The organism is Phyllobacterium ifriqiyense (assembly GCF_030817885.1).
GTDB lineage: Bacteria > Pseudomonadota > Alphaproteobacteria > Rhizobiales > Rhizobiaceae > Phyllobacterium > Phyllobacterium ifriqiyense.
The window spans coordinates 2,777,416-2,803,442 of the sequence record NZ_JAUSZT010000003.1; the positions used below are offsets into that span (position 1 = coordinate 2,777,416).

The window sequence follows — 26,027 nt, forward strand, 5'->3', positions numbered from 1 at the left end:
ATTGACACGAAACAGAACTGCCCGAATAAAGGTTGAATAGTACCCCATTCTCGGAGCCTGCACATCCTGGGGTCCGACCCCAAGGGTGATGGAACAATGACGAATCCGAATATGTCCTATTGGCTCGATGTTGTGGCGCTAGTGTATTTTTTCGCCGTCTGGGCGCTTTATTCGCACACCACGGCCAATGGCTTTGGTGGCAGAAAATCCCTGACATCCGAGATGAATCACGCACGAAGCCAGTGGATGACGACAATGGCCACGCGCGAGCTGCGCATGATCGATACCAGCATCATGATCGGGTTGCAGCAAGGCACAGGATTCTTTGCCTCAACTTCGATCCTGGCAATCGGCGGCTGTTTCGGCCTTCTCAACTCTTCGGGTCGCGTTCTGACCCTGTTTCACGAACTGCCATTCATCAGCGAAACAACGCAACAGCTGTTTGAGACAAAGATACTTGGTCTGCTCATCCTGTTCGCCTATGCGTTCTTTAAATTTGCCTGGTCGTACCGGCTGTTTAATTATTGCTCCATATTGATCGGCAGTGTGCCTATGGCCCGCGATAGAGGTCCCGATGATCCGCAGGTGGTTGCCGGAATCAATCGCGCCGCCGGGATAAACATTCAGGCCGGGCAGCATTTTAACAGCGGCCTTCGCGGCATATTCTTCTCGATAGGATATTTAGGCTGGTTTCTTCACCCGGCGCTGTTCATGGTCACGACAACACTGGTTGCCTTCGTGCTTTTACGCCGGCAGTTCTTCTCAAAAGCGCGCGACGTTCTCATCCGCAATGCCCAGACGGGCCTATAGACGGCGTGGCAGATATCGCCAGACGAATATGGCTGTGAACAGCATCAACGCTGCCAATGCGATAAAGATCGAGCCGAAGCTGAAGAATGTCAGGATGATCGAGTAAAAGAAGGCGGGCAGTATTTCGGAAAAATCGAGATAAGTCCGATATACAGCGGTCATTTGGGCTCGTTCATGCGGGTGTACAGCCCGAATGAATGTCGTGGATGCCAATGTATCGAGCGCGACACAGAAAAATGAACCGGAAAGCAGCATGAGTGCTGCAATCATCGGAAAACTTTCGCCTGCAATTCCCGCACCGATCAGGGCAATAGCCAATAGGATGAATATGCCGGATATTGTTCGCGTTAAACCCTGCGCCATTCCGATTTTGCCCCACAGAATGGAACCAAGAAGAAATAGATTGCCTAAAGATACGAGCAGCCCGCCGGCGAGCGATCCCTGCCCCGTCGCTACCATGAGGATCGGGCCGTAGACGAAGAAAGTGCTCCAATAACAAGAGCGGGAAAAGGCAATGAGCCAAGCCAGTCGCAACCTCGGCTGAACGACAAACCGGCGCACATTTGCAATGGGGTTTGCCGGACGGCTGGGCCCCTTTTGCAAGGCCGGGTTATCGCTAAGCCGGAAATACCAGAACAGCGTCAGCAAAAGAATGGAAAAACCGATCGATAACAAAAATGGAGCGATCATCCCGATGCGGGTGTAAAGAAAAACACCCAAAAAAGGCCCGGCCGTCCAGGCGAGCGTCGCCGTTGCCATACGTACGGACTCGGCCCGGACAAGTTCGCCTTTCTTGATATGGTCCATAATGTAAAGGCTGAGCGTTATCGAAAGCGTTCCTGCCCCGAAGGTTCGAAGGAACAGTCCAATTGCCTGTCCTGATATTGTATCAAGCGCAAATGCGATGCATCCCAGCATCAGGGAAAACGAACCAGCTGTGTACACCCATCGCCGTGGAATGCGCACGATCAGCAGCGGGATCGATAAGGTGGAAATAAGCCCGAGCAAAGACATGCAGGTGTAAAGAATACTGACGCTGCGTTCGCTTTGCAAAAGATCATAGGTCTGGATCGGCACCACACTAGTAATGATCGCACGGGCCATCGATTCGATGCCGAAAAGGATGGCAAATACCCGCGCTGTTGGACGCTTGGCCGTGTTGATCCAGATGGGATGACGAACTTGATTTATCACGATGGGACTTTGAATATTGATTCGAACGCTGCAGGAAGCATCGAACGAGAATCCATCGATAGCAGTCAATTAGGCGACATAACATGCAACTTTCGATGGATTTTTCACAATCCGTGATGGGATTGCTGAAACGCCATGGATTTTAAGCGCCAGCTCCAATAGCTTGCGGCAAACTTTAGCTACGAGATTCCATAAAATGAGCCAAAACGCTGTCTCAAATCCTCCGGTAAAAGCACGCCTTGGCAAACTCGATGTGTTGCGCGGCATCGCTCTTATTGCAATGGCGACATATCATACCGGTTGGGATTTTGAGTTCTTCGGCTATTTGGAGCCCGGCACAACCGGACATGGTATGTGGAAGCTCTATGCCCGCTGTATTGCATCGACATTTCTGGTGCTTGTCGGCTTCAGTCTCGTTCTGGCTCATAGTCGCGGCATTCGCTGGCGACCCTTCGGCATCCGACTAGCGCAAATTGTTGCCGCAGCGCTGGCAATTACAATTGCCACCTATCAATTCACCCCGGACAGCTTTGTATTCTTTGGTATACTCCATCAAATTGCGGCTGCGAGCCTTCTTGGCCTGCTTTTCTTGCGCTTGCCAGCATTTATCATCGCTTTCGCCGCTGCTGGAGTTGTTGCCGCGTCCCATTTTCTGGCATCATCGGCGTTTGATGCCCCGTGGCTATGGCCGCTGGGTCTTTCCGAAATTACGATCCGCTCCAATGATTTTGTACCGATATTTCCTTGGTTCGGAGCGGTATTGGTGGGGATGGCCCTCGCCAAAACATTCCAGCATCTCAATTTGCTGACCTTGTTTGCGGGCAATATCAAACCGGCTTGGCTGGACAAAGGGCTGCGCTTTATCGGTCGCCATAGCCTTGCCTTCTATCTGATTCATCAACCTGTGCTTATCGGTTCTGTCTACGTTATTTCCCAGATTTTTCCCCCATCCCTGCCTGCCAGCCGCTATGCGGGTGAATGTGTGCAAAGCTGCGAAGTGACCTATGACAAGGCCCTTTGCGAAAACTTCTGCGGATGTGTCGTGGGTAGATTTCAGGCAGACGGAATATTCGCTGACGCACTATCGGGAAAGCGAAATCCGCAAACCGATCCGCAAATGCAGGAAATCCAGCAGATTTGTCTTAACGAAACCGGTCAGTGAGACTTCAGGTATTAACGCCCAGCTCAGCGAGCCGCTCAATGCAGCCCTCTTCCACCTGATCTAGTTCTGCCAAGGTTTCTTCGATATCCCGGCGCTTCTGGCGCAGCTCACTGCGTTTTTCTTCCACGCGCTTCATCATAAGATGAATCTGTCCAAGCTCACCGGGGGGCGCCTTGTACATCTGGATGATTTCCTGAATCTCGGAGATCGAGAAACCCAGGCGCTTGCCACGAAGAATCTGCTTTAGCAGATGCCGATCAGAGGGACGGAATAAGCGTGTGCGCCCGCGCCGCACAGGATGGATCAGGCCTTCATCTTCATAAAAGCGCAATGTCCGGGTCGAAACACCGAACTCCCGTGTCAATTCTGTAATTGAATAATATTCGCGGATAGCAGACACAGATCATTCTCTCTTTAACCGATTGAATGTAGTGGTCACGAATTTACGTAAAAGTCAATTGAACGATTGTACTCGGTTGAAAACTTTGGTGCATAACAACTTTTATTTGAAGCCAAACCACCATGTTGCAAGGCCGAGAAATGACGAAAAGCCAACCACATCGGTGATTGTTGTCACGAATACCGCTGAGGCAATCGCCGGATCTGCGCCGAATCGGTGGAGGAGGAGCGGAATGAGGATTCCGCCAAGCGCGGCCGCCAGCATGTTGATTATCATCGCGCAAGCGATGATGCCGCCAAGATTGACGCTGCTGAACCAGAAAGCCGCGACCAGACCTATCAGTATTGCAAAGATGACGCCGTTGATCAGTCCCACGGATGCTTCACGTCTTATGATACGGCCAGCATTATAGATATCGATGTCACGGGTGGCCAGCGCGCGCACTGTAACAGTCATCGTCTGCGTGCCTGCATTGCCGCCCATGGAGGCAACAATCGGCATGAGCACGGCGAGCGCGACCATCTGCTGGATCGTGCCGTCGAAAAGCCCAATGACAGATGCCGATAGAAATGCCGTGAACAGATTGACCACAAGCCACGGCGTACGCGAGCGCGAGGTGGAAAGGATCGAGTCGGAAAGCTCTTCGTCGCCGACGCCGCCGAGGCGCATAATATCTTCCTCGGCCTCTTCTTGAATAACGTCAACGATGTTTTCAATTGTCAGAACACCGACCAGACGCTCATTTTCGTCGACAACAGCGGCAGATAGCAGATCATATTGCTCGAAAATTTGCGCAGCTTCTTCCTGGTCCATCGTTGCCGGGATCGCATGCCGTGTTTCGTGCATGATATCTTCGATCTTCGTATCGCGGCGCGTGCGCAAGATGCGATCAAGATCAATGGCGCCCAGCAGCCGAAACATCGGGTCAATGACAAATATCTGCGAAAAGGATTCCGGCAGATCATCATTCTCGCGCATATAGTCGATGGTCTGCCCCACCGTCCAGAACGGCGGCACAGCCACAAACTCGGTCTGCATGCGGCGGCCAGCCGTCTCTTCCGGATAACCCAGTGAACGCCGGAGGCGCACCCGCTCGGTAAATGGCAATTGCGCCAGAATCTCGTCGCGGTCTTCCTGATCGAGATCTTCAAGAATGTAGACGGCATCGTCGGAATCGAGGTCCTGAACGGCCTCGGCAATCTGCCTGTTTGGCATTGCATCGACGATTTCGAGGCGGACAGCCTCATCCACCTCGGTGAGCGATGCAAAGTCGAACTCATCGCCAAGCAATTCAACCAATGCGCGCCGCTGTTCTGACTGCAAGGCTTCAAGAACATGACCCAACTCGGATTGATGCAGCTTGCCAACATGCGAACGCAGAAACAGCACATCGCGATCGGCAATAGCCGCGCCGACGCGAGCAAGATAAGACGAGCGCACAGCGCCATCTTCGCCATAGATGTCCACGTCCTCAACATCAGGCGCGGCATTGCTCAGGCGTTCTGTTTCATCCATTCTGTCCGCACCCGTCTGCTGGCATCAATCGTCGTTCAGGCAATACAGGCTCAAGCGGTGCTGTCTTCCCAACCGCTTATGGCCTTCACTTCCAGGAAGTCTTCAAGGCCCCAATGACCGCCTTCGCGGCCGATACCTGACTGCTTATAGCCACCGAAAGGTGCATCTGCCGCATGGCTCGCGCCATTGATACGCACCATGCCTGCACGAAGCTGCTTCGATACGCGTTTGATGCGCTCAACATTACCGGACTGAACATAGGCGGCAAGGCCATAGGGCGTGTCATTGGCGATTTCGACAGCCTCCTCTTCTGTATCAAAGGGAATCATCGTCAGAACCGGACCGAATATTTCTTCGCGAGCAATGGTCATGCCGTTGTTCACGTCAGCAAAAACGGTCGGGCGGACATAGTAGCCACGATTGAAACCCTCGGGACGTCCGGTTCCGCCGGCAATGAGCCGCGCGCCTTCCTTGATGCCCTGTTCTATCAGACCCTGCACCTTGTTGAACTGAAGTTCGGAAACCAAGGGGCCCATATGGTCACCTTCCTGCGAAGGATCGCCAACCTTGGTCGCTTTGGCCGTTTGTGCGGCAACTTCTGTTGCCTTGTCATAGACAGAACGTTCGACGAGCATGCGTGTCGGCGCGTTGCAGGACTGTCCGGTATTATTGAACACATGGGCGACGCCGCGCTTTACTGCTGCTTCAACATCCGTGTCAGCGAAAACAATGTTTGGTGATTTACCACCAAGTTCCAGCGAAACCCGCTTGACCGTATCGGCAGCAGCTTTGGTGACAGCAATGCCAGCGCGCGTAGAACCGGTAAAGGACATCATATCAATGCCCGGATGGCGTGACATAGCTTCGCCCACAGTCGGCCCATCGCCATTGACGAGGTTGAAAACACCTGCGGGCAAGTCAGAAGCGTCAATAATTTCCGCAAAGAGAATGGAGGACATTGGTGCAACTTCAGATGGCTTCAGAATGACTGTGCAGCCCGCAGCAATCGCAGGAACGACTTTCAGCACCACCTGATTCATCGGCCAGTTCCAAGGTGTAATGAGGCCGCAAACGCCAATTGCCTCATAGGCGATACGTACATTCTTGTTGTGTGCATCAAGCGGGCGTTCGAATTCGAAATTCTTCAGCGCGCGCTGAAAGGCCTTGAGGTGCCCCATTCCTGAAGCCGCCTGTTCTTCGAGCGCCATGGTCATGGGCGCACCCATCTCAGACGATATTGCCCTGGCCATATCGGAGAGGCGCGATTCGTAAATGGCGATCAGGCGTTCCAGCCAAGCGAGGCGATCCTCGCGGGTGCTGATACTCCACGTGGTGAAGGCATTGCGGGCAGCGATAACTGCTTTGTCCACATCAGCGGCAGAACCAAGAGAGATCGTGGCAAATGCTTGCTCGTCAGCCGGGTTGATCACTTCAAGCTCTTTGGCGACAATAGGAGCTATCCATTTTCCATCAATATAGAAATCGGTCTTGCGCAGCATGATCTGTCTCCTGCTCATTTGCTTTATAAAAGGCGATTGTAACAAGACCGCCCACGATCGGCGGACGTCATATTGTGTGTGTAGCGAGGATAGGCGAAACGTCCAACAGGAATATCGAACAAAGAGGCGAAAATTGCGGCGCGCGCTAATTTACACCTTTATTTGTTCGCGATTGAACTGCCGTGCAAGCCGCAAAAAATTCCCGAGCATGGCATGACCATACTCGGTCAATACGGATTCCGGATGGAACTGAACGCCATGGGTTGGGTGGCTTGCATGGGTCAGCCCCATGATTTCACCCGAGCCGGAACGTGCATTAATCAATAATGGACCCGCTTGCGGCTCGTACTCCACGATCAATGAATGATAGCGTCCCGCTCTAAGGGGGCTCGGCAGGCCCTTGAAAACACCCGTGCCGTCATGCTGGATTGCCGACGAGCGACCATGCATTGGTTCGCGTGCCCGCACAACGCTGCCGCCAAACACTTCTCCAATACATTGATGGCCAAGACATATGCCGAGTATAGGAATTTCCCCGCTCAGCTGTTCGATAATTGCCAGCGACTGCCCGGCTTGGCGCGGTCCGCATGGTCCCGGTGAAAGGATAATGGCCTCTGGAGCGAGGTGCTTTACTGCTTCAGCTGATATGGCGTCGTTTCGAACCACTTTCGGGATCGTGCCAAGCTCTGCGAAATAGCGTGCAACGGTAAAAACAAAAGAATCGTAATTATCGATGATCAGGATCACGGCGCATCCTCTTCAAAAACGCTGAAGATGCGAGCGGCTTTATCAAGGGTTTCCTGATACTCGGCTGCCGGATCCGACAGCGCTGTTATCCCGCCGCCAGCTTGAAAAATAGCCTTGCCGCCCTGAAACAACACGGTTCGGATCCCGATATTGCTGTCGCAATTACCATTGAAACCCATATAGCCTATCGAACCGCAATAAATGCCCCGCGCCTGCCGCTCGATCTCGGTAATGATCTCCATTGCCCGCAACTTTGGAGCGCCGGTTATTGATCCTCCGGGGAATGATGCAGCGATCAGATCCATCAATGATGTGTTTTTGGCCAACTCGCCAGTCACCACCGAAACCAGATGATGAACGCTGGCATAGGTTTCCAGACCGCAAAGCACTGGCGTCAGAACCGAGTGTGGACGACAAACGCGCGACAGATCATTGCGCATCAGATCGACAATCATCAGATTCTCAGCGCGATCCTTTTCAGATCCAAGAAGCATGTCGGCAAGTTGCTTATCCTTCACAGGATCGGAAGATCGCGGCATTGTGCCTTTGATCGGCCGTGTCTCGACGTGGCTTCCAGTGACAGCGAGAAACCGCTCGGGTGAACTTGACGCAATAATGATGTCACCATGATCGAGAAAAGCAGCGAAAGTTGCAGCATTTTTCTGGCGCAATTGCTTGTAGAATAGCCATGGCGCATAATTTTCGGGAATGTTTGCGCTGAAACACTGGGCAATGTTCGCCTGAAAAATATCTCCATCGAGAATATATTCCACGACCCGGCTCACCGCCTGCATATAGCTTTCACGGTCAAAATTGGAGTTCCACTCCGTACGGGGAATGGCTGGCTTTCGTCCGGCAACGCCACTTTCCGATCTGGTGAGTTGGTCTAAAAACAGTCCTGCCCTCTCCGCAGCGCGCTCTGCACGAACACTTTTTTCCAGTTCCGGAAACCCGGTTGAAATCAGCCAAACTTTTTGTTCTGTGTGATCGAAGGCCAGAACGACATCATAAAAATTCCATATGGCATCCGGCATTGTCCCTTGTTCTGGCACTTCTGGCTTTGGCAATCGCTCAAGCAAGCGCCCGAATTCATAAGAGAAATAGCCTATCGCGCCTCCCTGGAATGGCGGCAATCCGGGTTGTCCCTCCGTGCGGTATAATTCGAGACAATGTGAAATAGCGTCCCGTGCGGGCATACTCACCGGCTCATTATTCCATCTTACACTGCCCTGATCGGCGATCAGCTGACCGAACGGATCAGCGGCCACGTAGGAGTACCGTCCGAGGGATTCGTGACGCATCGCACTGTCGAGAAAGCTCAATCCTCCGAGCGCCCGCAAACGTTCGGCAGCATCGACAGGCTCCAGCCATGGAATTTCACGAATATGCAAATGGCTCTCCCGAGAGTATCAGCACCGAACATTAGATATTTTTACAGTAACATTATGCGTGGTTCGACGGGGCTCACCATGAGAAAAGTGGTTTGGCTGCTTTATAAAACAGCTCATAGAAACTGTCTTAAAATCAACTCACCTTCCTCATGGTGAGCCCCGTCGAACCACGCATAATGCTGGTGCAAACATTATAATCGCTTAGCTTTTACGCGTAGACAAAAGGATACTTGTCTCTGTTGAGGTGATTCCGTCAATGTGGCGAATATCACGCAACGTTTTGTCAAAAGCCTCAAGGGTCTCGACCTCAATCTCAGCAACAATATCCCAGCGCCCATTGGTGGTATGCATGGCCCGGATTTCCGGGAAACCCTGAAGGCGGCGAATAACCTTCTCGCCACCCTGCCCGGCAACTTCGATCATGGCGATGGCCCGTACTCCATAGACACCAGCGCCAGCTTTCAAGGTGATTGTGAAGCCCTGAATAGTGCCATCATTGGTCATTTTGTCGATACGAGTGCGCACGGTGGCGCGCGATATGCCCAGGATTGTAGCCATCGATGAAACCGGCAGGCGGCAATCATCTCTCATCAATGACAAAAGCCGACGATCAATGTCATCCATACCTATCAAACCGATCAATATTATTAAGCAAACTGCTCATTATGTTGCGCATTTCTATCAAGATGCTGGCTTTTTGTCACCATTAAAAAATGCGAACATCAGGAAACGACAATCTGCGAAATGGCGACGATTCATGAATATGCACGGCAATTTTGATGATACTCAAAAGCAAAACCTGACCATTATCGGCGCCCCTATTGAAGAGGGCGCAGGTCGGCTTGGCGCATTGATGGGACCGGCCGCTTTGCGCACGGCAGGGCTTGTGCGTACACTTGAAGAACTCGGCCATGCTGCGGAAGATCGCGGCGACCTGCACCTTCCTGAAATATTGCCCAATGTCCCGCCGGTTAACGGTCTTGCCCATCATATTGAAGAAATCGCCGCATGGTCGCGCATGCTGGCGATCGAAACCTATAACGCAATGAAATCAGGCTCTTTTCCGATTATTCTTGGTGGCGATCATAGTCTTTCCATCGGATCGGTCGGCGGCATTGCGCGCTATTGTGAAGAGCAGAATCGTGAACTCTTCGTGCTTTGGCTTGATGCGCATTCTGATTTCAATACGCCTGCCACTTCGCCATCCGGCAACATGCATGGCATGCCTTTGGCTCTTTTGTGCCGGGAACCCGGCCTCGAAGGCGTTTTCGGCGATGAACCGCATGGTTTCGTCAAACCGGAAAACCTCCACCTTTTTGGCATCCGCTCAATTGACAGCACCGAGCGCGTGCTTCTGCGCGAACGGGGTATTGATGTCGTTGATATGCGCCAGATCGATGAGTTCGGCGTTGCACCGCTCCTGCGCCGAATTCTCGAACGCGTGCAAAAGGCAAATGGCGTTCTCCATGTCAGCTTTGACGTCGATTTTATTGACCCGTCCATTGCACCCGGTGTTGGCACCACAGTGCCCGGCGGCGCGACCTATCGTGAAGCACATCTCGTCATGGAAATGCTGCATGATTCAGGGGTCGTCTGCTCGCTCGATGTTGTCGAGCTGAACCCTTTTCTGGACGAGCGGGGCAAGAGCGCTTTGTTGCTCGTCGATCTCGTGGCCAGCCTTTTTGGCCGCTCAGTTTTCGGAAAACCAAATCGCGTTGATCAGGGCACAACCGCTATCAACGCTTGAATATGGCAATAGGAGGATATTTTGCTGCACACAGCCGCCGATCTCATTTCTACCGAATCCCGTCTTGGGGCACATAACTACAAACCCCTCGACGTGGTGCTGGAGCGCGGTGAAGGTGTCCATGTGTGGGATATTGAAGGCAATCGCTATCTAGATTGCCTGTCTGCCTATTCAGCGGTCAATCAGGGGCATTGCCATCCCAAAATTCTAAAGGCCATGACTGAGCAGGCCAGCAAGTTGACGCTGACCTCCCGCGCCTTTCGCAATGATCAGCTTGCCTTGTTTTATGAAGAACTGGCGGCACTGACCGGCTCCCATAAAATTCTACCCATGAACAGCGGCGCGGAAGCTGTCGAAACAGCGATCAAGGCCGTTCGCAAATGGGGTTATGAAGTAAAAGGCGTTCCGGAAAACAGTGCGGAAATCATCGTCTGTTCCGATAATTTTCATGGCCGGACCATGGGAATTGTTGGCTTCAGCACAGATCCTTCAGCGCGAGAAAACTTCGGACCATTTGCTCCCGGCTTCAAGGTGGTTCCCTTTGGCGACATCGACGCGTTCAGCGCCGCCTTGACCCCTAATACTGTTGCCTTCCTTGTTGAACCCATTCAGGGCGAAGCTGGCGTTATCATTCCACCCCAAGGCTATTTCACTAAAGTGCGCGAGCTTTGCACCAGCAATAATGTGACGCTTATTCTTGATGAAATCCAGACAGGGCTTGGCCGGACAGGCGCGCTACTTGCTGAAGAACATGAAGGCATCGAAGCCGACGTAACGTTAATAGGAAAAGCGCTTTCCGGCGGTTTTTATCCGGTTTCTGCCGTTCTTTCCAATACCGACGTGCTTGGCGTCCTAAAGCCTGGTCAGCATGGCAGCACGTTTGGCGGAAACCCGCTTGCCTGCGCAATTGCCAGAGCAGCGCTCCGCGTCCTTACAGAAGAAGGCATGATCGAGAATTCCCGGGTCGAAGGTCAGTACTTCCTTGAACAGCTAAAGGGCATTCGTAGCAACATCGTGCGGGAAGTCCGTGGCCGTGGGTTGATGCTGGCCGTCGAATTGCATCCTGAAGCCGGTGGCGCAAACCGCTTCTGCTATGAGCTGAAAGAGCGTGGCATTCTTGCCAAGGATACCCATGGCGACACAATCCGCATTGCCCCGCCTTTAGTTATCAAGCGCGATCAGGTGGATTGGGCGCTCGAACAATTCGATGAAGTACTGACAAGGCTCAACTAACACAAAACCAAAACTGCTCTGTACTCTGAGTTGTGCGGAGCAGTTTTAGATAGCTGGCCGGTAAGTAGCCAGTTTCAGCCCAAACGCGATGAAAACAACGCCTGTCACCCCCTTGAGCCAGCGCTGGAATTTTCCTTGCCGTGTGAAGGCCGTCAGCTTTGAAAAAAGAAACACAATCGAGCCGAACCAGACAATATTGATCATGGAATGCAGGAAAACGAGCAGAAAAGCCGATGCTACGGGATGAGCATTCAAAGGAATGAATTGCGGGAAAACCGCAAGATAAAACATTGATACTTTGGGATTCAGGCCATTCGTCAGCAACCCCTCGAAGAACGCCTTCAAAAGAGTACGCTGACGCTTTGCGGGGGCGATCCTGGGTGCAGTTTCAACACCCTTGAAGGCAGCCATCAGCGCCTTAATTCCGATCCAGCACAAATAAGCCACGCCAATATATTTGACGATCATAAATGCCGTTGCGGATTTCATGACAATGATGGAAATACCCAGAATTGACAAAGCGCCATGTATGTAAAATGCGGTAAAGAATCCCGCAATATTGGCAAATCCGGCTGCGCGGCCAGAGGTCGGAACCGTCTTGGCAATCAACATGCCGTTGGGTCCGGGTGACGTGACCAAAAGCGTGGCAGTGATCACGAAGGCAAATATTACTGACCAGCTCATATGCGTCACCATCCTTTTGCTTTTGCATATATCTGACAAATGAACACGAATTAGTCACTGCGAATCTTGTCACGGTGGCATGTTCAGCCGGGCATTCCACGCAAATCACGTTTCGGCTGCAAATTGAACGGTCACTTTTTGGTGCCTCGGACACTGAAATGTGCGTTCTTCACAATACGAGTCGACAAGCTTACCTACGGTCTAGTTTGAAAACGAAGAGCACAATCATGGAACTTGGCATTTATACATTTGCGGGTATGAGCCCGGACCCAACAACCGGTGTTGCGATTGATGCTCATCAAAGGATGCAGAATCTCATTGAAGAGATGGAACTGGCGGATCAGGTTGGGCTGGATGTATTTGGTATTGGAGAGCATCACCGCCCTGATTTTGTTATCTCTACGCCTGCAGTAGCGCTCGCCGCTGGCGCTGCCCGCACCAAGAATATTCGCCTTACCAGCGCCGTTACGGTTCTGAGTTCAGAAGACCCGGTACGGGTGTTCCAGGAATATGCCACACTCGATCTGATTTCGTCTGGCCGCGCTGAGATCATGGCCGGACGCGGCTCCTTCATCGAGTCTTTCCCTTTATTCGGATATGATCTTCGCGATTATGATGAGCTTTTCACAGAAAAACTCGATCTATTGCTGAAGCTACGCGAAAGCACGCGTGTGACATGGCACGGCAAATTGCGGGCACCACTGGATAACATCGCTGTATATCCCCGCCCGGTGCAAAATCCCTTGCCCGTATGGATTGCTGTCGGTGGAACGCCGGAATCGGTTGTCAGAGCCGGCACGCTGGGACTGCCGCTTGCCGTTGCGATCATCGGCGGCGAGCCGCATCGCTTCGCGCCTTTGGTTGAACTCTATCGTGAATCGGGAAGCAAAGCTGGACATTCCCCGGAGACGCTCAAGGTTAGTATCAACTCGCATGGCTATGTGGCTGATACGTCGCAAGAAGCCGCTGACGGATACTGGCCATCTTACGAAGTTGTCATGAATAAAATCGGCCGCGAACGTGGCTGGCCGCCGAGCAATCGTGCGCAATATGAAGCTGGACGCACGCCTCGGGGCGCTCTCTTGGTTGGTTCCCCGCAAGAGATCATCGACAAGATCATGCTGCAATATACTTACTTCAAACATGATCGCTTTATGTTGCAGATTGATCTTGGCAGCTTGCCGCATAAGAACACGCTCAAAGCGATTGAGCTTTACGGTACGAAGGTAGCACCGGTCATCCGCAAAGAGCTTGGTCAGCTTGGCTGAGCTAGACCGGATTTAGTCCAAAACCCTGCAACAGACGCCGCGTTGGAAAATCCGGCAAGCCCGAGGTGAACACGGCGATATCGTCACCATGTTCCGGCTCCACACCGTCGACATTGGGCTTGAGCAAGGATAATGCCCGCCTTGCTATGGCTTCAGCTGGATCAAGCCAATCCACGGGCCAGGGAGCAAGGCGGCGAAATACATTGACCAGTAGCGGATAGTGGGTGCAGGCCAGCACCACGATATCCGTACGCTTGCCGTCCTTCTCGTAGAAGCACGGCATAATTTCGTCCAGCAGTGCCGCATCATCCAGCTTATCGCCACGCATGTGCATTTCAGCCATTCGAGCGAGTGTTTGACTGCCGACAAGCCTCACGTGGCATTTTGTGGCAAAAGACTGGATGAGATCACGCGTATAGGCGCGTTTCACAGTGCCCGGCGTTGCCAGAACGCTGATCAGACCTGAAGACGTTCTTTCGGCTGCTGGTTTGATCGCGGGAACTGTGCCCACAAACGGCACTGCTGGAAATGCTTTACGCAAATCATCCAGCACGAGTGTCGATGCCGTATTGCAAGGAATGATCACTATTTCAGGATCATAAGTTTTAATGAAACCATCGAAAAGGCCGATGATACGCTGCTTCAAAGCCTCTTCTTCCCGATCGCCATAAGGAAAACCGGCATCATCGGCGATATAGACAAAGCGGCGATCTGGAATGAGCACCCTCGCCTCGCGCAGGACTGTAAGACCTCCAATACCGCTGTCAAAAGCAATAATTGGTCTGTCGCTGGCCGTATTATTCATCGCTTGATGAATCCCTGTCCAAAGTTTGCATGTCATTTTCTGGCGGCATGGACTTTTCGCGCTTGCGCCCCTCGGGCGCGCCGGAACCGCGCGGGGTCTTTGGACTGAAGTAATCCAGCGAAACAACAACGCCGCGTAGCAGTCTTAATTCTGACTCGGAAAAACCAGCTCGCGTCAGTACTCCGCGCAGATTATTGACCATAATCTCCTTACGCGCCATGGGACGGAAGTAACCGCGAGCTTGAAGCGCATCTTCAAGATGGTTGAAAAATCCTTGCAATTGCTCTTTCGGAGCAGGCTCAAGTTCCGGGCCGCGAAAGGCCGTATCGGTTTCGTTTGCAAGTCCTGATTTCATCCACTCGTAAGACATGAGGAGCACTGCCTGCGCGATATTCAACGAAGAAAAAGCCGGATTGACGGGAAAGGTCACAAGTTCATCAGCGAGGCTGATTTCGTCATTGTTGAGGCCGAAACGTTCGCGACCAAACAGAATTCCGGTTTTTTCTTTATTGTTGAAACGTTGCCGCAATATCTGTCCAGCTTCAACAGGACCACGCACCTGCTTAAAAGCGTCACGTTCGCGAGCCGTGGTCGCATAGACAAAATGCAAATCCTTGATCGCCGAAGCCAGATCATCAAAAACCTTTGCATTATCGATAATATGATCGGCACGACTGGCAGCCGAACGCGCCTTCTCATTTGGGAAGGTTTCGCGCGGCTTGACCAATCTCAACTCGGCCAGTCCAAAATTTGCCATTGCCCGCGCCACCATGCCGATATTTTCCGGCAATTGCGGCTCTACCAGAATAATTGCCGGGCCTTCCGCAATAAGGGTGCGCTGTCTGTCAGTTCCGGCCATTTTCAATCCTTGCTTTGATTGCGCCGTAATAGCTCGCGTTTTTTTTACACAAAACCCCAAAAATCTTATTTTGACTGCTGGAGAAGGATTTTGCGCCATTAAAAGCGTTGCGGCGACCTTTGGGCATCAAAAAACAAGCATGGCGTTGTGATGCAATCCAACTGTTTGCGCGAAACCATGTGCGAGCGTCTTTGCGTAACTGTTTTCCAATGCTATAGGGGCGCGAACCCTCAATCAAACCAAAGCCGGCATCCCAAACCCGGCAAAAAAGAGGCCCAATATTCATGGCAAAGATCAAGGTTGCAAATCCGGTTGTCGAGCTCGACGGCGATGAGATGACTCGCATCATCTGGCAATATATCAAGGAAAAGCTGATTCATCCTTACCTCGATATTGATTTGAAATATTATGATCTGGGCATGGAACACCGCGATGCAACGGATGATCAGGTAACGATCGACGCTGCAAACGCTATCAAGCAATATGGTGTGGGCGTAAAGTGCGCCACCATTACTCCTGACGAACAGCGCGTTGAAGAATTTGGCCTGAAGAAGATGTGGAAGTCGCCTAACGGCACCATCCGCAATATTCTTGGCGGCGTTATTTTCCGCGAGCCTATCATCGCCAAAAACGTTCCCCGTCTGGTTCCAGGCTGGACACAGCCAATCATCGTTGGCCGTCATGCCTTTGGTGATCAGTACCGCGCGACAGATTTCAAGTTCCCCGGCAAGGGCAAGTTGTCGATCAAGTTCGTCGGCGAAGATGGCCAGACCATTGAGCACGATGTCTATGACGCACCAAGCGCTGGTGTAGCCATGGCCATGTACAATCTTGACGACTCAATTCGCGATTTTGCGCGTGCATCATTGAACTACGCATATAATCGCGGCGTTCCTTGCTATCTGTCGACCAAGAATACAATTCTCAAAGCCTATGACGGCCGCTTCAAGGACATTTTCCAGGAAGTCTTCGATACGGAGTTCAAGGAAAAGTTTGCAGAAAAGAAGATCGGCTATGAGCATCGCCTGATCGATGACATGGTTGCTTCGGCACTGAAATGGTCTGGCGGCTACGTATGGGCTTGCAAGAACTATGATGGCGACGTGCAGTCTGACATCGTTGCGCAAGGCTTTGGCTCACTTGGTCTGATGACTTCCGTTCTGATGACCCCAGATGGCCAGACAGTGGAAGCAGAAGCTGCTCATGGCACGGTTACCCGTCACTATCGCCAGCACCAGAAGGGACAGGAAACATCGACAAACTCCATCGCGTCGATTTTTGCATGGACCCGCGGTCTGGCACATCGTGCCAAGCTTGACGGCAATGCCGAACTGGATCGCTTCGCAAGCACGCTTGAAAAAGTCTGTGTCGACACCGTTGAATCGGGCTTCATGACCAAGGATCTGGCGCTTTTGATCGGCCCTGATCAGCCTTGGCTCTCAACAACAGGCTTCCTCGACAAGATCAGCGAAAATCTTACAAAAGCTATGGCTGCCTGATAAAACCACTTGAATTCAAAAGCCCCGTTCACACTGTGACGGGGCTTTTTTAATAAATGCGGTCTTTTTTGCTCCAAAGCAATAAATATACGACAGCATTGTTGACATATTATCTGTTTTGCAGTCGAGTGCCTGCAAAATTGCGGAGGAAGAAATGAGCAATCGCAACGACCGATATTCAACGCGCATCGATAATATGCGTGCTTCCGAAGTTCGCGAACTGCTCAAGCTCCTGGATCAGCCCGGCATTATCTCTTTTGCCGGCGCGCATACCTGATCCGGCGCTGTTTCCGAAAGATGCGATTCAGGAAGCTTACAACGCGATCCTGAGTGAAAATGCTGGCGCAGCACTGCAATATTCGGTCAGCGAGGGTTATAAGCCACTGCGTCAGTGGCTCGTTGGCCATATGGCATCGCTCGGTGTTGAATGCACGATAGACAATATCATCATTACCACGGGTTCTCAGCAGGCGCTCGACTATCTGGGCAAGCTGTTTATTTCGCCAGGCGATACGATACTTACCACCTGGCCCACCTATCTCGGAGCGCTTCAGGCATTCAATGCCTATGAGCCACGTTATGATCGTCTGACACCGGAAGGCGGCAATACGACCCCAGCAGCTTATATGCAGAGCGCAGAGAAAGCCGGCGGGCAGGTAAAACTCGCCTATCTTACCGCTGATTTTTCCAATCCGACTGGCGAAACTATTGGACGCAGCGAGCGTGCCAAGCTGATCGAGCTTGCCCATGAGCTCGATATTCCCCTCATAGAAGATGCCGCTTACCGGTCACTGCGGTTCAACGGCGAAAACGCCCCCTCCATGCTTGCTCTCGATATTGAGCGCGAGGGAGAGATTGACAAGACGCGGGTTATTTACTCCGGCAGTTTTTCAAAAACCCTGACGCCCGGCCTTCGAGTGGGCTGGGTTTGTGCGGCAAAGCCCATCATCTCCAAGCTGGTCCTGATAAAACAGGCTGCCGATTTGCACAGCCCAACAATCAACCAGATGGTTATTCACCATGTGGCTAAGCGGCATTTCGACCAACAGGTCAGCAAGGCCTGCGATAGCTACAGGCTGCGCCGCGATCACATGTTGCAAGCCTTACAAAATTACATGCCAGAGGGTGTTACCTGGACAAAACCGGAAGGCGGAATGTTTGTGTGGATGACGCTACCCGAACATATGGACGGTGCGGATCTGCTGGCAAAATCGATAAAAGAAATCCAGGTGGCTTTCGTGCCCGGATCCGCATTCTTTGCCGATGGCAGCGGCAAGAACACAATCAGACTGAACTACTCCCTGCCAAATGCCGAAGCCATTGATACGGGTATGGCCCGCTTGGGAACGCTTATCAAAAACCAATTGGCTGTTTGATAAGCGCCATTTTAATGAGCTCACACAATGTTGCCGGACATAGACAGTTCCCGGCGGCATTGGTTCAAAGATGATTCACAAATCAGTGCACAAGCGCGTTCCCGAATTGCAGCTGCATGGTCGCCTTGACCCCAAACCGATTTTCAGCCCCAGCGTTGACCTTGCCCAAGGCATGATTGTGCAAATGCCAGTCTATATGAGCGATCTTAATGGTAATGCTATTGATTGCCCTCCTGCCCGGCCACAACCTGTTCTGCTGAAGAGCTTACAGATGGCGCGGCAGCTGGACCGAGTTTACTCTTGAGTTTCAGAGCATCGCGAAAGGCCTGTGGGTTCACCTTGCCAACCACCTTACCCGACTTGCCAACGAGCTCAAAGGCAAACCCATTGGACGACGCCTCCAGGAACTCTGCTTCGGTCAAGATCACAATGCCATTCGAAAAGACCATGCACGGCGCCTGAAAACATGGCTGCCTCTCGAAAGTGCCTTTGGTGAATTCAAGCCGTTTTCCAAAACTCCAGGCTTCCTCGAAATTAACCCTGTCAAAAGCCGCATAGACAGTTTTGAAACCGTAACCGGCCGTCGTCGAATAGAATGGTTGAACTTGCAAGAAAGAGAATATTGCATAGTAAGCCGTGGCAATTGAACCATATGCCGTCTTGTCGTTCATATGAACATCGTTCACAACACTTGGTGGAGTTAAACAAGAACTCAGAGAAATCGAAATAAACAATAAACCAAGTATTCTCTTCACGGAATTCCCTAAATATTTAAAAGAAAATACAAATTTTGCGTGTGACTGTAAAATATACAATTCAATAAGATCAATAAGAAATATAAAGTATTTCAATGCACTTACAGAGTTTAAATAAAAACTCAAAACACGCAATAAACAATAAGTCTAATGACCAATATATGCCCAATAACAATTAAAAAGTGTACTCCTACCCGACTTACACTCGGGTAGGAGTACGAAAATTAATTCAGCAAAGCTTGACGAACCGCAGAGACTGCCTCTTCCGCCTTTGCCCCATCGGGACCCCCGGCCTGCGCCATGTCCGGGCGACCGCCCCCGCCAGCACCGCCCAGCGCCGCAGATGCAATGCGGACGAGTTCGACAGCGCTGTACTTCCCGAGCAGATCGTCGGTAACGCCAACCACAGCACTTGCCTTTCCATCGTCCGAGACGCCAACGAAAGCGACAATGCCAGAGCCAACTGTTTTCTTGGCATCATCTGCCAATGGCTTGAGGTCGCGTGGATTGACCCCGGAAACCACTTTACCAAGGAAGCCCACGCCATTGATGGTTTCAGACTTGGCACCGCCAGATGCTGCGCCTCCCAAAGCGAGCTGTTTGCGCGCTTCAGTAAGTTCGCGTTCAAGCTTGCGCCGTTCGTCGATGAGTGCCGTTACACGAGACAATGCGTCTGCGGGCGATGATTTGAGTGCGCCCGCAATTGCCTTTACCCGGTCATCCTGCTCTTCGAGATAACGGCGGGCAGCTTCGCCCGTCAACGCTTCCATGCGACGAACACCAGCTGCCACCGCGCTTTCAGAAACAACGCGAATAAGACCAATATCGCCCGTTGCGCGCACATGCGTGCCGCCGCAAAGCTCTGTGGAGTAACTTTTTCCGGCCTTTTCTCCGTGAAGCGCAGTGCCCATCGAAACGACACGCACCTCGTCTCCGTATTTTTCTCCGAACAATGCCATTGCGCCTTCGGCAATTGCATCATCAACCGCCATCAGCCGCGTCGAAACGGGCGCGTTCTGCAAAACAATTTCATTGGCAAGATCTTCAATGGCCGCAAGTTCCTTGTCGGAAATCGGCTTGGGATGTGAGAAGTCGAAACGCAGGCGATCAGGCGCAACAAGTGATCCCTTCTGCGCCACATGGGTTCCTAATGTTTCGCGCAAAGCCTCATGCAATAAATGCGTTGCCGAGTGGTTGGAGCGAATGCGGCTGCGACGAGCGCTATCCACGACAAGCTCAACCGCCGCATCCACTTTTACTGTGCCCTTGGTGACTGTGCCAATATGAACGAACACGCCATCATTTTTCTTCTGCGTATCGCTGATGGCGATGCTGAAGCCTTCACCGGTAATTACGCCCGTATCGCCCTGCTGACCGCCGGACTCGCCATAAAATGGTGTTTGATTGACCACAACAGATACGGATTGCCCTTCGCTGGCACTGTCGACCGTTTTGCCGTTTTGAACCAATGCGGTGACAACGCCTTCGGCTTTCTCCGTCTCATAGCCGAGAAATTCCGTCGAGCCCACCTTGTCTCGAACCGAGAACCACACAGTTTCGGTCGCAGCGTCACCGGAACCTGACCAATGCGCGCGCGCTTCAGCCTTCTGCCGCTCCATGGCAGCGGAGAACCCATCGGTATCGACATTGATGCCGCGCTGACGCAAAGCATCCTGCGTCAAGTCAAGCGGAAAGCCAAAAGTGTCATATAGCTTGAATGCGGTTTCGCCATCCAGGCTGTCGCCCTCACCCAAAGATTCCGTTGCATCGCCCAAAAGTCCAAGACCACGCTCCAATGTCTTGCGGAAGCGTGTTTCCTCTAATTTGAGCGTTTCCGAGATCAACGACTCTGCGCGAACAAGCTCTGGATAGGCCTGTCCCATTTCCCGCACCAAAGCCGGAAGCAAACGCCACATCAGCGGATCGCGGGCACCGAGCAATTGCGCATGGCGCATGGCGCGACGCATTATGCGACGAAGTACATAACCACGGCCTTCGTTAGATGGCAGCACGCCATCGGCAATAAGGAAGCTTGCCGAGCGCAGATGATCAGCGATCACGCGATGACTGGCGCGAAACTTACCTTCGGCTTTTACGCCGGTTGCATCTTCCGATGCCCGGATCAGCGCACGAAACAGATCAATATCATAATTGTCATGCTCGTTCTGAAGCACGGCAGCAAGGCGTTCAAGCCCCATTCCGGTATCAATAGAGGGACGTGGCAGCTCTATCCGCTCTTCCTTGGTCAATTGTTCGAACTGCATGAAGACCAGATTCCAGATCTCGATAAAGCGATCTCCGTCCTCATTTGCGCTACCGGGAGGACCGCCCCAAATATCCTCGCCATGATCGTAGAATATTTCAGAGCAAGGCCCACAAGGTCCGGTATCGCCCATGGCCCAGAAATTATCACTGGTTGCAATGCGAATGATCCGGTCATCCGAAAGGCCTGCGATTTTTTTCCAGTATTCCGCAGCAGCGTCGTCCGTATGATAGACGGTCACAAGCAATTTGTCCTTGTCCAGGCCAAACTCCTTGGTGATCAAATTCCAGGCGAGAGAAATCGCTTCTTCCTTGAAGTAATCGCCAAAGGAAAAATTGCCCAGCATTTCGAAGAAGGTATGATGACGGGCAGTATAGCCGACATTGTCCAGATCATTATGCTTGCCGCCTGCTCGCACGCATTTTTGCGAAGTCGTCGCGCGGTTATAGAGGCGCTGCTCAACACCTGTGAAAACATTCTTGAACTGGACCATTCCGGCATTGGTAAACATCAGCGTCGGATCATTGCGGGGCACAAGCGGGCTCGACGCGACAATCTCATGGCCGTTCTTCTTAAAATAGTTCAGAAATGTCGACCGTATCTCGTTGACGCCACTCATAATTCTCAGCCTCTGATCCTGTATATCCAATGCGGATTCACTACTTCCCCAAAATGAAGGGATAGAACGAAACGCTTGTAGCGATGCGTTCTGCCGCTGTCCAGAAAATCCCTCTTCCCGCGGCAATGGATTACAAAAAACCCGCAACCGTGAAGGTGTGCGGGTTTTTACAACTATCAAATAACGCTGTTTATCGGCTTAGCCTTCAGCAGCATCCAAATTGTCATCATCCTCAATATCATTCGGACCCTTGTCCAGCATCTGCTCGGAGATCAATCCTGCATTCTGGCGGATTGCAAGTTCGATCTCATTGGCCAGATCGGGATTTTCCTTCAAGAACAATTTGGCATTGTCTCGGCCCTGACCAAGGCGCTGCGAATTATAGGAGAACCAGGATCCAGACTTTTCGACCAGACCAGCCTTGACACCAAGATCGACAAGTTCACCCGTCTTCGAAACACCTTCACCATACATGATATCGAATTCAACCTGCTTGAAGGGCGGAGCAAGCTTGTTCTTGACCACTTTTACACGAGTCTGATTGCCCACGACTTCATCACGCTCTTTTAGCGAACCGATGCGCCGAATATCAAGGCGAACCGAAGCGTAGAATTTAAGCGCATTGCCGCCAGTCGTTGTTTCGGGCGAGCCAAACATCACGCCGATCTTCATGCGGATCTGGTTGATGAAAATGACCATGCAGTTGGAACGCGAAATCGAAGCTGTCAGCTTGCGCAGTGCCTGACTCATCAACCGAGCCTGCAAGCCTGGCAGGCTATCGCCCATTTCGCCTTCAATTTCGGCACGTGGTGTCAGTGCAGCAACAGAGTCGATAACCAAAACATCGATTGCGCCAGAACGAACCAGTGTATCGGTGATTTCAAGCGCCTGCTCCCCCGTATCGGGCTGGGAGATCAGCAAATTCTCCAGATCAACGCCGAGCTTGCGTGCATAGACCGGATCAAGCGCGTGTTCCGCATCGACAAAAGCGCAAATCCCGCCCTTCTTCTGCGCTTCTGCAATTGTATGCAGTGCGAGCGTCGTCTTACCAGAACTTTCCGGTCCATAAATTTCTACGATACGTCCCTTGGGAAGACCGCCAACACCGAGCGCAATGTCGAGCGACAATGAACCGGTAGGCACAGTTTCAATCTCAACGACCTGCTCGTTGCGCCCCAGCCGCATAATCGACCCCTTACCAAAGGATCTTTCAATCTGCGACAATGCCGCATCAAGCGCTTTAGTTTTATCCACCGAATTACCCTCAACCAACCGCAAAGAATTCTGAGCCATGTTACACTACCCCTGTGATATGCATGAAGTCCGGATGTTCCTGTTTGTGAACTTATTTGTATCTGTTTTGTTCTTATTTTGCAATAGCGCTATGTGGCTGAAATTAATATAGAAATCAATTTTGTTCTGATAATGTTCTTGTCATGACTGCCACTGCCGTCCACATTTTGTTTTGACCTGTTTTACCAAGCACCGGGGTTAAGATCGCTCGATGTCGTCGAATCGCTCTCATTGTTGCGTCGGGCGATTCTGCGGTCTAGAGAAAGAGGAACGCGATCAACGTCGCAACCTTCAGTTTTATCCAGGCAAGTTTTCAACCATGGCCACATATATTAAACCGCTGCTCTTTGCTGTCGGCGGTGCTCATCTCGACCGGCGGGGCCAAAGCACAGTACCTTTTGTTCCTGGAGCCTCCAATCCCGGAATTATGCGCGAAGAAGCCGGCGGCGGTGTTTTCAACGCCCTCAGGCTAGCGGTGCAGCGCGGCATTTCAGCTGATATTCTTTCGGTGCGGGGTGCGGATCCTGCCGGAGATGCGGTGGCATTGGCAATGGAATTGGCAAGCATAAAGGACAGTTCTGTCGTGTTTATGGATCGGCCCACGCCAAGCTATACGGCTATCCTCGATGAAAACGGCGACGTGGTTGCTGCGATCGCCGATATGGCGCTTTACGAACTTGCGCTGCCAAAGCAATTGCGCCGGCGCAAGGTGCGCGATGCCATCTCATCCGCCAATGCGATATTCTGCGATGCCAACCTGCCGCCGGAAGGGTTAAAGCGCCTTGCCGAGCTGGCCGGCAGTCTGCCAATCTTCGCCTTGGCGATTTCCCCTGCAAAGTCTATCCGCTTGCGCCCTGTCTTTCCCGAGCTTGCTTGCCTTTTCATGAACCGGCGCGAGGCTTTGGCCCTTTCGGACCTGGAGCAAGATGCCTCACTTACTCAAATTCATGCCGCTTTACGCGATCAGGGGCTTCGTAGCGCAATTATAACCAATGGAGGTAACGCCGCGCTCGCCTTTAACAGCGATAACGTCTTTACGATCCAGCCGCCGGAGGTTCCCGGTATTGCAGATGTAACGGGCGCCGGTGATGCAGTAGCAGGAGGCACCATTGCTGCACTCATGCGCGGCGAGCCATTTGAGCAGGCGTGCCGCGAAGGAATGGCCGCATCCTTGTTGACGCTACAGGTTCACTCAGCCAGCCCCAAATTTTCACAACACGAATTCGACCAAGCGCTTGCGTGCATCCCCGCCGCAAATCCGCTCGCATAAGGAAGCGATAATGACAATGAACCTGAACCAATACACGGACATCTCCAGTGATGTGGAAAACGCTCTCGCGGCAGGAAAGCCTGTAGTTGCCCTTGAAAGCACAATCATTACGCATGGCATGCCCTATCCAGACAATAGCCGCATGGCAGCCGATGTGGAGGCCATCATCACGCAGGAAGGTGCTGTTCCCGCTACAATCGCTATCGTCGATGGGAGATTGAAAATTGGTCTTTCCATTGAAGAGCGCGAAGCACTTGCGCAAGTGAAGGGAGCGATGAAACTCTCCCGAGCCGATTTGGCATTTGCGCTGTCCGAAGGCCGCACCGGGGGAACAACCGTTGCAGCTACAATGCTCGCCGCTCATCTTGCTGGTATCAAGGTTTTTGCCACCGGAGGTATCGGGGGTGTCCACAAGGGTGCAGAAACCAGCTTTGACATATCTGCGGATCTGGAAGAGCTTGGCCGCACGCCCGTTATCGTCGTGTCGGCAGGCGCGAAGGCAATTCTGGACATTGAGAAAACGCTCGAAGTGCTTGAAACAAAAGGCGTGCCGGTAGTCGTCTATGGTTCAGATACAATGCCGGCATTCTGGTCGCGGCAATCTCCGCTCAAAGCGCCTCTGCGCCTTGATACTGCCGAAAACATTGCTGATTTTCAAAAAGCACGTGAAGCCATTGGCGTTATTGGCGGCATGTTGATTGCCAATCCCATTCCGCAGGCAAGCGAAATTCCTGCAGAAATCATGGCCGGCTACATAAGCGAAGCACTTTCCCGCGCAACAAGAAATGGCATTACCGGTAAAGCCGTAACGCCATTCCTGTTGTCGGAAATACTGACGATAACCAAGGGTGAGAGCCTTGTGGCAAACATCGCCCTTGTAGAGAATAATGCTCGTCTCGCCGCAAAAATCGCGGTGGCCCTCTCTACTCGGTAAGCGGCGAAATCTGAATCTCGACGCGGCGGTTTTGCGCGCGGCCGGACTCGCTGGCATTGCTGGCGACCGGCTCTGTCGGGCCATAGCCACGAACGTCGAAACGGCGATTGTCGATGCCCTGCTGCGTCAGATAATTGGCAACAGAAAGCGCGCGGCGCTCCGAAAGCAACTGATTGTGTTCCATACTGCCAGTTGAGTCCGTGTGACCCGCAACGTCGACAATGGTCCGGTCAAACTTGCGCAAGACAACGGCAACCGACGCCAATGTTGAGAAAAACTCGGGTTTTACCTGGTCGCGATCAATATTGAAGGTGATGGCGGACGGCATATTGAGAATGATGCGATCGCCATTCCGGGTAACGGATACGCCGGTACCTTGCAGCTGCGCGCGCAACTCCGATTCCTGTCGATCCATGTAATTGCCGATAGCACCTCCACCGAGAGCACCAAGACCAGCACCGATCAGCACGGCATTGCGCTGCGCCCGTCCACTGCCACCAACTGCCAGACCGGCAAGAGCACCAGCCGCCGTACCAATCAAAGCACCGCCCGCGGTGTTCGACATTTTCTGCTCGCCCGTATAGGGGTCAGTCGTTGTACAGCCTGCCAGAAACGTCGCCGCAAGACAGGCGATGGCAAATTTCTTAATCATGGAATCAGTCCCCGTTGAATATGGCAGCGAATATACAATTGATTTAGGCGAA

Annotated in this window: 23 protein-coding genes and 2 pseudogenes; 10 read left to right on the plus strand and 15 right to left on the minus strand. The window is 52.2% G+C overall.

Annotation, left to right across the window (positions count from 1 at the left end):
- Window positions 1–96 precede the first annotated feature (96 nt).
- Window positions 97–810: a DUF599 domain-containing protein gene (locus QFZ34_RS21245; protein ID WP_307285235.1), complete on the plus strand. Its 714-nt coding sequence runs from the start codon at window positions 97–99 to the stop codon at window positions 808–810.
- On the opposite strand, the gene QFZ34_RS21250 is transcribed toward QFZ34_RS21245, so the two are convergent.
- On the minus strand, window positions 805–2,004 hold the full coding sequence (locus QFZ34_RS21250; RefSeq protein WP_307285238.1) for an MFS transporter: 1,200 nt from the start codon (window positions 2,002–2,004) through the stop codon (window positions 805–807). The two genes, QFZ34_RS21245 and QFZ34_RS21250, sit on opposite strands and share 6 nt — an antisense overlap.
- 196 nt (window positions 2,005–2,200) lie before the next feature.
- Between QFZ34_RS21250 and QFZ34_RS21255 the strand changes: the two genes are divergently transcribed.
- Window positions 2,201–3,166: a heparan-alpha-glucosaminide N-acetyltransferase gene (locus QFZ34_RS21255; RefSeq protein ID WP_307285241.1), complete on the plus strand. Its 966-nt coding sequence runs from the start codon at window positions 2,201–2,203 to the stop codon at window positions 3,164–3,166.
- A gap of 4 nt (window positions 3,167–3,170) precedes the next feature.
- Here QFZ34_RS21255 and QFZ34_RS21260 read toward each other — a convergent pair whose 3' ends face one another.
- From QFZ34_RS21260 to QFZ34_RS21285, 6 genes are all read right to left on the minus strand, one after another.
- Window positions 3,171–3,557 carry a MerR family transcriptional regulator gene (locus QFZ34_RS21260; RefSeq protein ID WP_115053294.1) on the minus strand — a complete coding sequence of 129 codons (387 nt, stop codon included), beginning with the start codon at window positions 3,555–3,557 and terminating at the stop codon, window positions 3,171–3,173.
- A gap of 111 nt (window positions 3,558–3,668) precedes the next feature.
- On the minus strand, window positions 3,669–5,081 hold the full coding sequence (gene mgtE, locus QFZ34_RS21265) for a magnesium transporter (protein ID WP_307285243.1): 1,413 nt from the start codon (window positions 5,079–5,081) through the stop codon (window positions 3,669–3,671).
- A 50-nt stretch (window positions 5,082–5,131) separates the two neighbouring features.
- Window positions 5,132–6,580, minus strand: coding sequence for an aldehyde dehydrogenase family protein (locus QFZ34_RS21270; RefSeq protein ID WP_370878824.1), 1,449 nt, complete (start codon window positions 6,578–6,580; stop codon window positions 5,132–5,134).
- A gap of 150 nt (window positions 6,581–6,730) precedes the next feature.
- The gene (locus QFZ34_RS21275) at window positions 6,731–7,327 is read right to left on the minus strand and encodes an anthranilate synthase component II (RefSeq protein ID WP_307285250.1); all 597 of its coding nucleotides are present in this window, start codon (window positions 7,325–7,327) and stop codon (window positions 6,731–6,733) included.
- On the minus strand, window positions 7,324–8,718 hold the full coding sequence (pabB, locus tag QFZ34_RS21280) for an aminodeoxychorismate synthase component I (RefSeq protein ID WP_307285251.1): 1,395 nt from the start codon (window positions 8,716–8,718) through the stop codon (window positions 7,324–7,326). The genes QFZ34_RS21275 and pabB overlap by 4 nt, the downstream gene beginning before the upstream one ends.
- Before the next feature lie 201 nt (window positions 8,719–8,919).
- Window positions 8,920–9,342 (minus strand): Lrp/AsnC family transcriptional regulator, encoded by a 423-nt coding sequence (locus QFZ34_RS21285; RefSeq protein ID WP_115052990.1) that lies wholly within the window; start codon window positions 9,340–9,342, stop codon window positions 8,920–8,922.
- Window positions 9,343–9,475: 133 nt separating this feature from the next.
- On the opposite strand from QFZ34_RS21285, the gene rocF reads away from it, so the two are divergent.
- Together rocF and rocD are read left to right on the plus strand one after the other, a co-directional pair.
- Complete coding sequence (gene rocF / locus QFZ34_RS21290; protein WP_307285255.1) at window positions 9,476–10,465, plus strand: arginase; 990 nt, start codon at window positions 9,476–9,478, stop codon at window positions 10,463–10,465.
- A gap of 24 nt (window positions 10,466–10,489) precedes the next feature.
- The gene (gene rocD / locus QFZ34_RS21295) at window positions 10,490–11,698 is read left to right on the plus strand and encodes an ornithine--oxo-acid transaminase (RefSeq protein WP_307286544.1); all 1,209 of its coding nucleotides are present in this window, start codon (window positions 10,490–10,492) and stop codon (window positions 11,696–11,698) included.
- Between the two features lie 45 nt (window positions 11,699–11,743).
- On the opposite strand, the gene QFZ34_RS21300 is transcribed toward rocD, so the two are convergent.
- Window positions 11,744–12,382: a LysE family translocator gene (locus tag QFZ34_RS21300; RefSeq protein WP_307285258.1), complete on the minus strand. Its 639-nt coding sequence runs from the start codon at window positions 12,380–12,382 to the stop codon at window positions 11,744–11,746.
- A 227-nt stretch (window positions 12,383–12,609) separates the two neighbouring features.
- On the opposite strand from QFZ34_RS21300, the gene QFZ34_RS21305 reads away from it, so the two are divergent.
- Window positions 12,610–13,650: an LLM class flavin-dependent oxidoreductase gene (locus QFZ34_RS21305; RefSeq protein ID WP_307285261.1), complete on the plus strand. Its 1,041-nt coding sequence runs from the start codon at window positions 12,610–12,612 to the stop codon at window positions 13,648–13,650.
- A 1-nt stretch (window position 13,651) separates the two neighbouring features.
- On the opposite strand, the gene murI is transcribed toward QFZ34_RS21305, so the two are convergent.
- Genes murI through QFZ34_RS21320 form a run of 3 tightly spaced genes read right to left on the minus strand, consistent with a single transcriptional unit; the run spans window position 13,652 to window position 15,600 of the window.
- Window positions 13,652–14,455, minus strand: coding sequence for a glutamate racemase (gene murI / locus QFZ34_RS21310; protein WP_307285264.1), 804 nt, complete (start codon window positions 14,453–14,455; stop codon window positions 13,652–13,654).
- On the minus strand, window positions 14,448–15,314 hold the full coding sequence (locus tag QFZ34_RS21315) for an RNA methyltransferase (RefSeq protein ID WP_307285267.1): 867 nt from the start codon (window positions 15,312–15,314) through the stop codon (window positions 14,448–14,450). Before QFZ34_RS21315 ends, murI begins: the two co-directional genes overlap by 8 nt.
- A complete protein-coding gene (locus QFZ34_RS21320; protein WP_307285270.1) occupies window positions 15,301–15,600 on the minus strand; it encodes a hypothetical protein in 300 nt (99 codons plus the stop codon). Before QFZ34_RS21320 ends, QFZ34_RS21315 begins: the two co-directional genes overlap by 14 nt.
- On the opposite strand from QFZ34_RS21320, the gene QFZ34_RS21325 reads away from it, so the two are divergent.
- The 3 genes and pseudogenes from QFZ34_RS21325 to QFZ34_RS21335 all read left to right on the plus strand — a co-directional run.
- On the plus strand, window positions 15,599–16,813 hold the full coding sequence (locus QFZ34_RS21325) for an NADP-dependent isocitrate dehydrogenase (RefSeq protein WP_307285273.1): 1,215 nt from the start codon (window positions 15,599–15,601) through the stop codon (window positions 16,811–16,813). The genes QFZ34_RS21320 and QFZ34_RS21325 overlap by 2 nt on opposite strands.
- A 154-nt stretch (window positions 16,814–16,967) precedes the next feature.
- A pseudogene (locus tag QFZ34_RS21330) lies at window positions 16,968–18,189 on the plus strand (aminotransferase-like domain-containing protein).
- 88 nt (window positions 18,190–18,277) lie between these two features.
- Window positions 18,278–18,406, plus strand: a pseudogene (locus QFZ34_RS21335) (N-acetyl-gamma-glutamyl-phosphate reductase); the annotation flags it as partial.
- 1 nt (window position 18,407) lies between these two features.
- Here QFZ34_RS21335 and QFZ34_RS21340 read toward each other — a convergent pair.
- The 3 genes from QFZ34_RS21340 to recA all read right to left on the minus strand — a co-directional run bounded on the left by QFZ34_RS21340 (window position 18,408) and on the right by recA (window position 23,119).
- Window positions 18,408–18,860 (minus strand): hypothetical protein, encoded by a 453-nt coding sequence (locus tag QFZ34_RS21340; RefSeq protein WP_307286641.1) that lies wholly within the window; start codon window positions 18,858–18,860, stop codon window positions 18,408–18,410.
- 308 nt (window positions 18,861–19,168) lie between these two features.
- A complete protein-coding gene (gene alaS, locus QFZ34_RS21345; RefSeq protein ID WP_307285276.1) occupies window positions 19,169–21,826 on the minus strand; it encodes an alanine--tRNA ligase in 2,658 nt (885 codons plus the stop codon).
- A gap of 198 nt (window positions 21,827–22,024) precedes the next feature.
- The gene (recA, locus tag QFZ34_RS21350; RefSeq protein WP_115052980.1) at window positions 22,025–23,119 is read right to left on the minus strand and encodes a recombinase RecA; all 1,095 of its coding nucleotides are present in this window, start codon (window positions 23,117–23,119) and stop codon (window positions 22,025–22,027) included.
- A 319-nt stretch (window positions 23,120–23,438) separates the two neighbouring features.
- Here recA and QFZ34_RS21355 point away from each other — a divergent pair, with 319 nt between their 5' ends.
- Both QFZ34_RS21355 and QFZ34_RS21360 read left to right on the plus strand, forming a co-directional pair.
- Window positions 23,439–24,389, plus strand: coding sequence for a carbohydrate kinase family protein (locus tag QFZ34_RS21355; protein WP_162802487.1), 951 nt, complete (start codon window positions 23,439–23,441; stop codon window positions 24,387–24,389).
- A 10-nt stretch (window positions 24,390–24,399) separates the two neighbouring features.
- Window positions 24,400–25,323 carry a pseudouridine-5'-phosphate glycosidase gene (locus QFZ34_RS21360; RefSeq protein ID WP_307285288.1) on the plus strand — a complete coding sequence of 308 codons (924 nt, stop codon included), beginning with the start codon at window positions 24,400–24,402 and terminating at the stop codon, window positions 25,321–25,323.
- Here the strand turns inward: QFZ34_RS21360 and QFZ34_RS21365 are convergent.
- Entirely contained in the window at window positions 25,313–25,975 is a 663-nt protein-coding gene (locus tag QFZ34_RS21365; RefSeq protein WP_307285291.1) for a YiaD family glycine zipper/OmpA-like lipoprotein, read from the minus strand. The two genes, QFZ34_RS21360 and QFZ34_RS21365, sit on opposite strands and share 11 nt — an antisense overlap.
- Between the last annotated feature and the right edge of the window lie 52 nt (window positions 25,976–26,027).

Excerpts from the sequence above, each read along its gene's own strand:
- mgtE (WP_307285243.1), bottom strand. The coding sequence starts at position 5,081 with ATGGATGAAACAGAACGCCTGAGCAATGCCGCGCCTGATGTTGAGGAC.
- rocF (WP_307285255.1), top strand. The coding sequence starts at position 9,476 with ATGAATATGCACGGCAATTTTGATGATACTCAAAAGCAAAACCTGACC.
- murI (WP_307285264.1), bottom strand. The coding sequence starts at position 14,455 with ATGAATAATACGGCCAGCGACAGACCAATTATTGCTTTTGACAGCGGT.
- QFZ34_RS21325 (WP_307285273.1), top strand. The coding sequence starts at position 15,599 with ATGGCAAAGATCAAGGTTGCAAATCCGGTTGTCGAGCTCGACGGCGAT.
- QFZ34_RS21365 (WP_307285291.1), bottom strand. The coding sequence starts at position 25,975 with ATGATTAAGAAATTTGCCATCGCCTGTCTTGCGGCGACGTTTCTGGCA.
- QFZ34_RS21255 (WP_307285241.1), top strand. The coding sequence starts at position 2,201 with ATGAGCCAAAACGCTGTCTCAAATCCTCCGGTAAAAGCACGCCTTGGC.
- alaS (WP_307285276.1), bottom strand. The coding sequence starts at position 21,826 with ATGAGTGGCGTCAACGAGATACGGTCGACATTTCTGAACTATTTTAAG.
- QFZ34_RS21360 (WP_307285288.1), top strand. The coding sequence starts at position 24,400 with ATGACAATGAACCTGAACCAATACACGGACATCTCCAGTGATGTGGAA.
- QFZ34_RS21300 (WP_307285258.1), bottom strand. The coding sequence starts at position 12,382 with ATGAGCTGGTCAGTAATATTTGCCTTCGTGATCACTGCCACGCTTTTG.
- QFZ34_RS21355 (WP_162802487.1), top strand. The coding sequence starts at position 23,439 with ATGGCCACATATATTAAACCGCTGCTCTTTGCTGTCGGCGGTGCTCAT.
- QFZ34_RS21245 (WP_307285235.1), top strand. The coding sequence starts at position 97 with ATGACGAATCCGAATATGTCCTATTGGCTCGATGTTGTGGCGCTAGTG.
- QFZ34_RS21315 (WP_307285267.1), bottom strand. The coding sequence starts at position 15,314 with ATGGCCGGAACTGACAGACAGCGCACCCTTATTGCGGAAGGCCCGGCA.
- QFZ34_RS21305 (WP_307285261.1), top strand. The coding sequence starts at position 12,610 with ATGGAACTTGGCATTTATACATTTGCGGGTATGAGCCCGGACCCAACA.
- recA (WP_115052980.1), bottom strand. The coding sequence starts at position 23,119 with ATGGCTCAGAATTCTTTGCGGTTGGTTGAGGGTAATTCGGTGGATAAA.
- QFZ34_RS21340 (WP_307286641.1), bottom strand. The coding sequence starts at position 18,860 with ATGAACGACAAGACGGCATATGGTTCAATTGCCACGGCTTACTATGCA.
- QFZ34_RS21285 (WP_115052990.1), bottom strand. The coding sequence starts at position 9,342 with ATGGATGACATTGATCGTCGGCTTTTGTCATTGATGAGAGATGATTGC.
- QFZ34_RS21270 (WP_370878824.1), bottom strand. The coding sequence starts at position 6,580 with ATGCTGCGCAAGACCGATTTCTATATTGATGGAAAATGGATAGCTCCT.
- QFZ34_RS21320 (WP_307285270.1), bottom strand. The coding sequence starts at position 15,600 with ATGAATATTGGGCCTCTTTTTTGCCGGGTTTGGGATGCCGGCTTTGGT.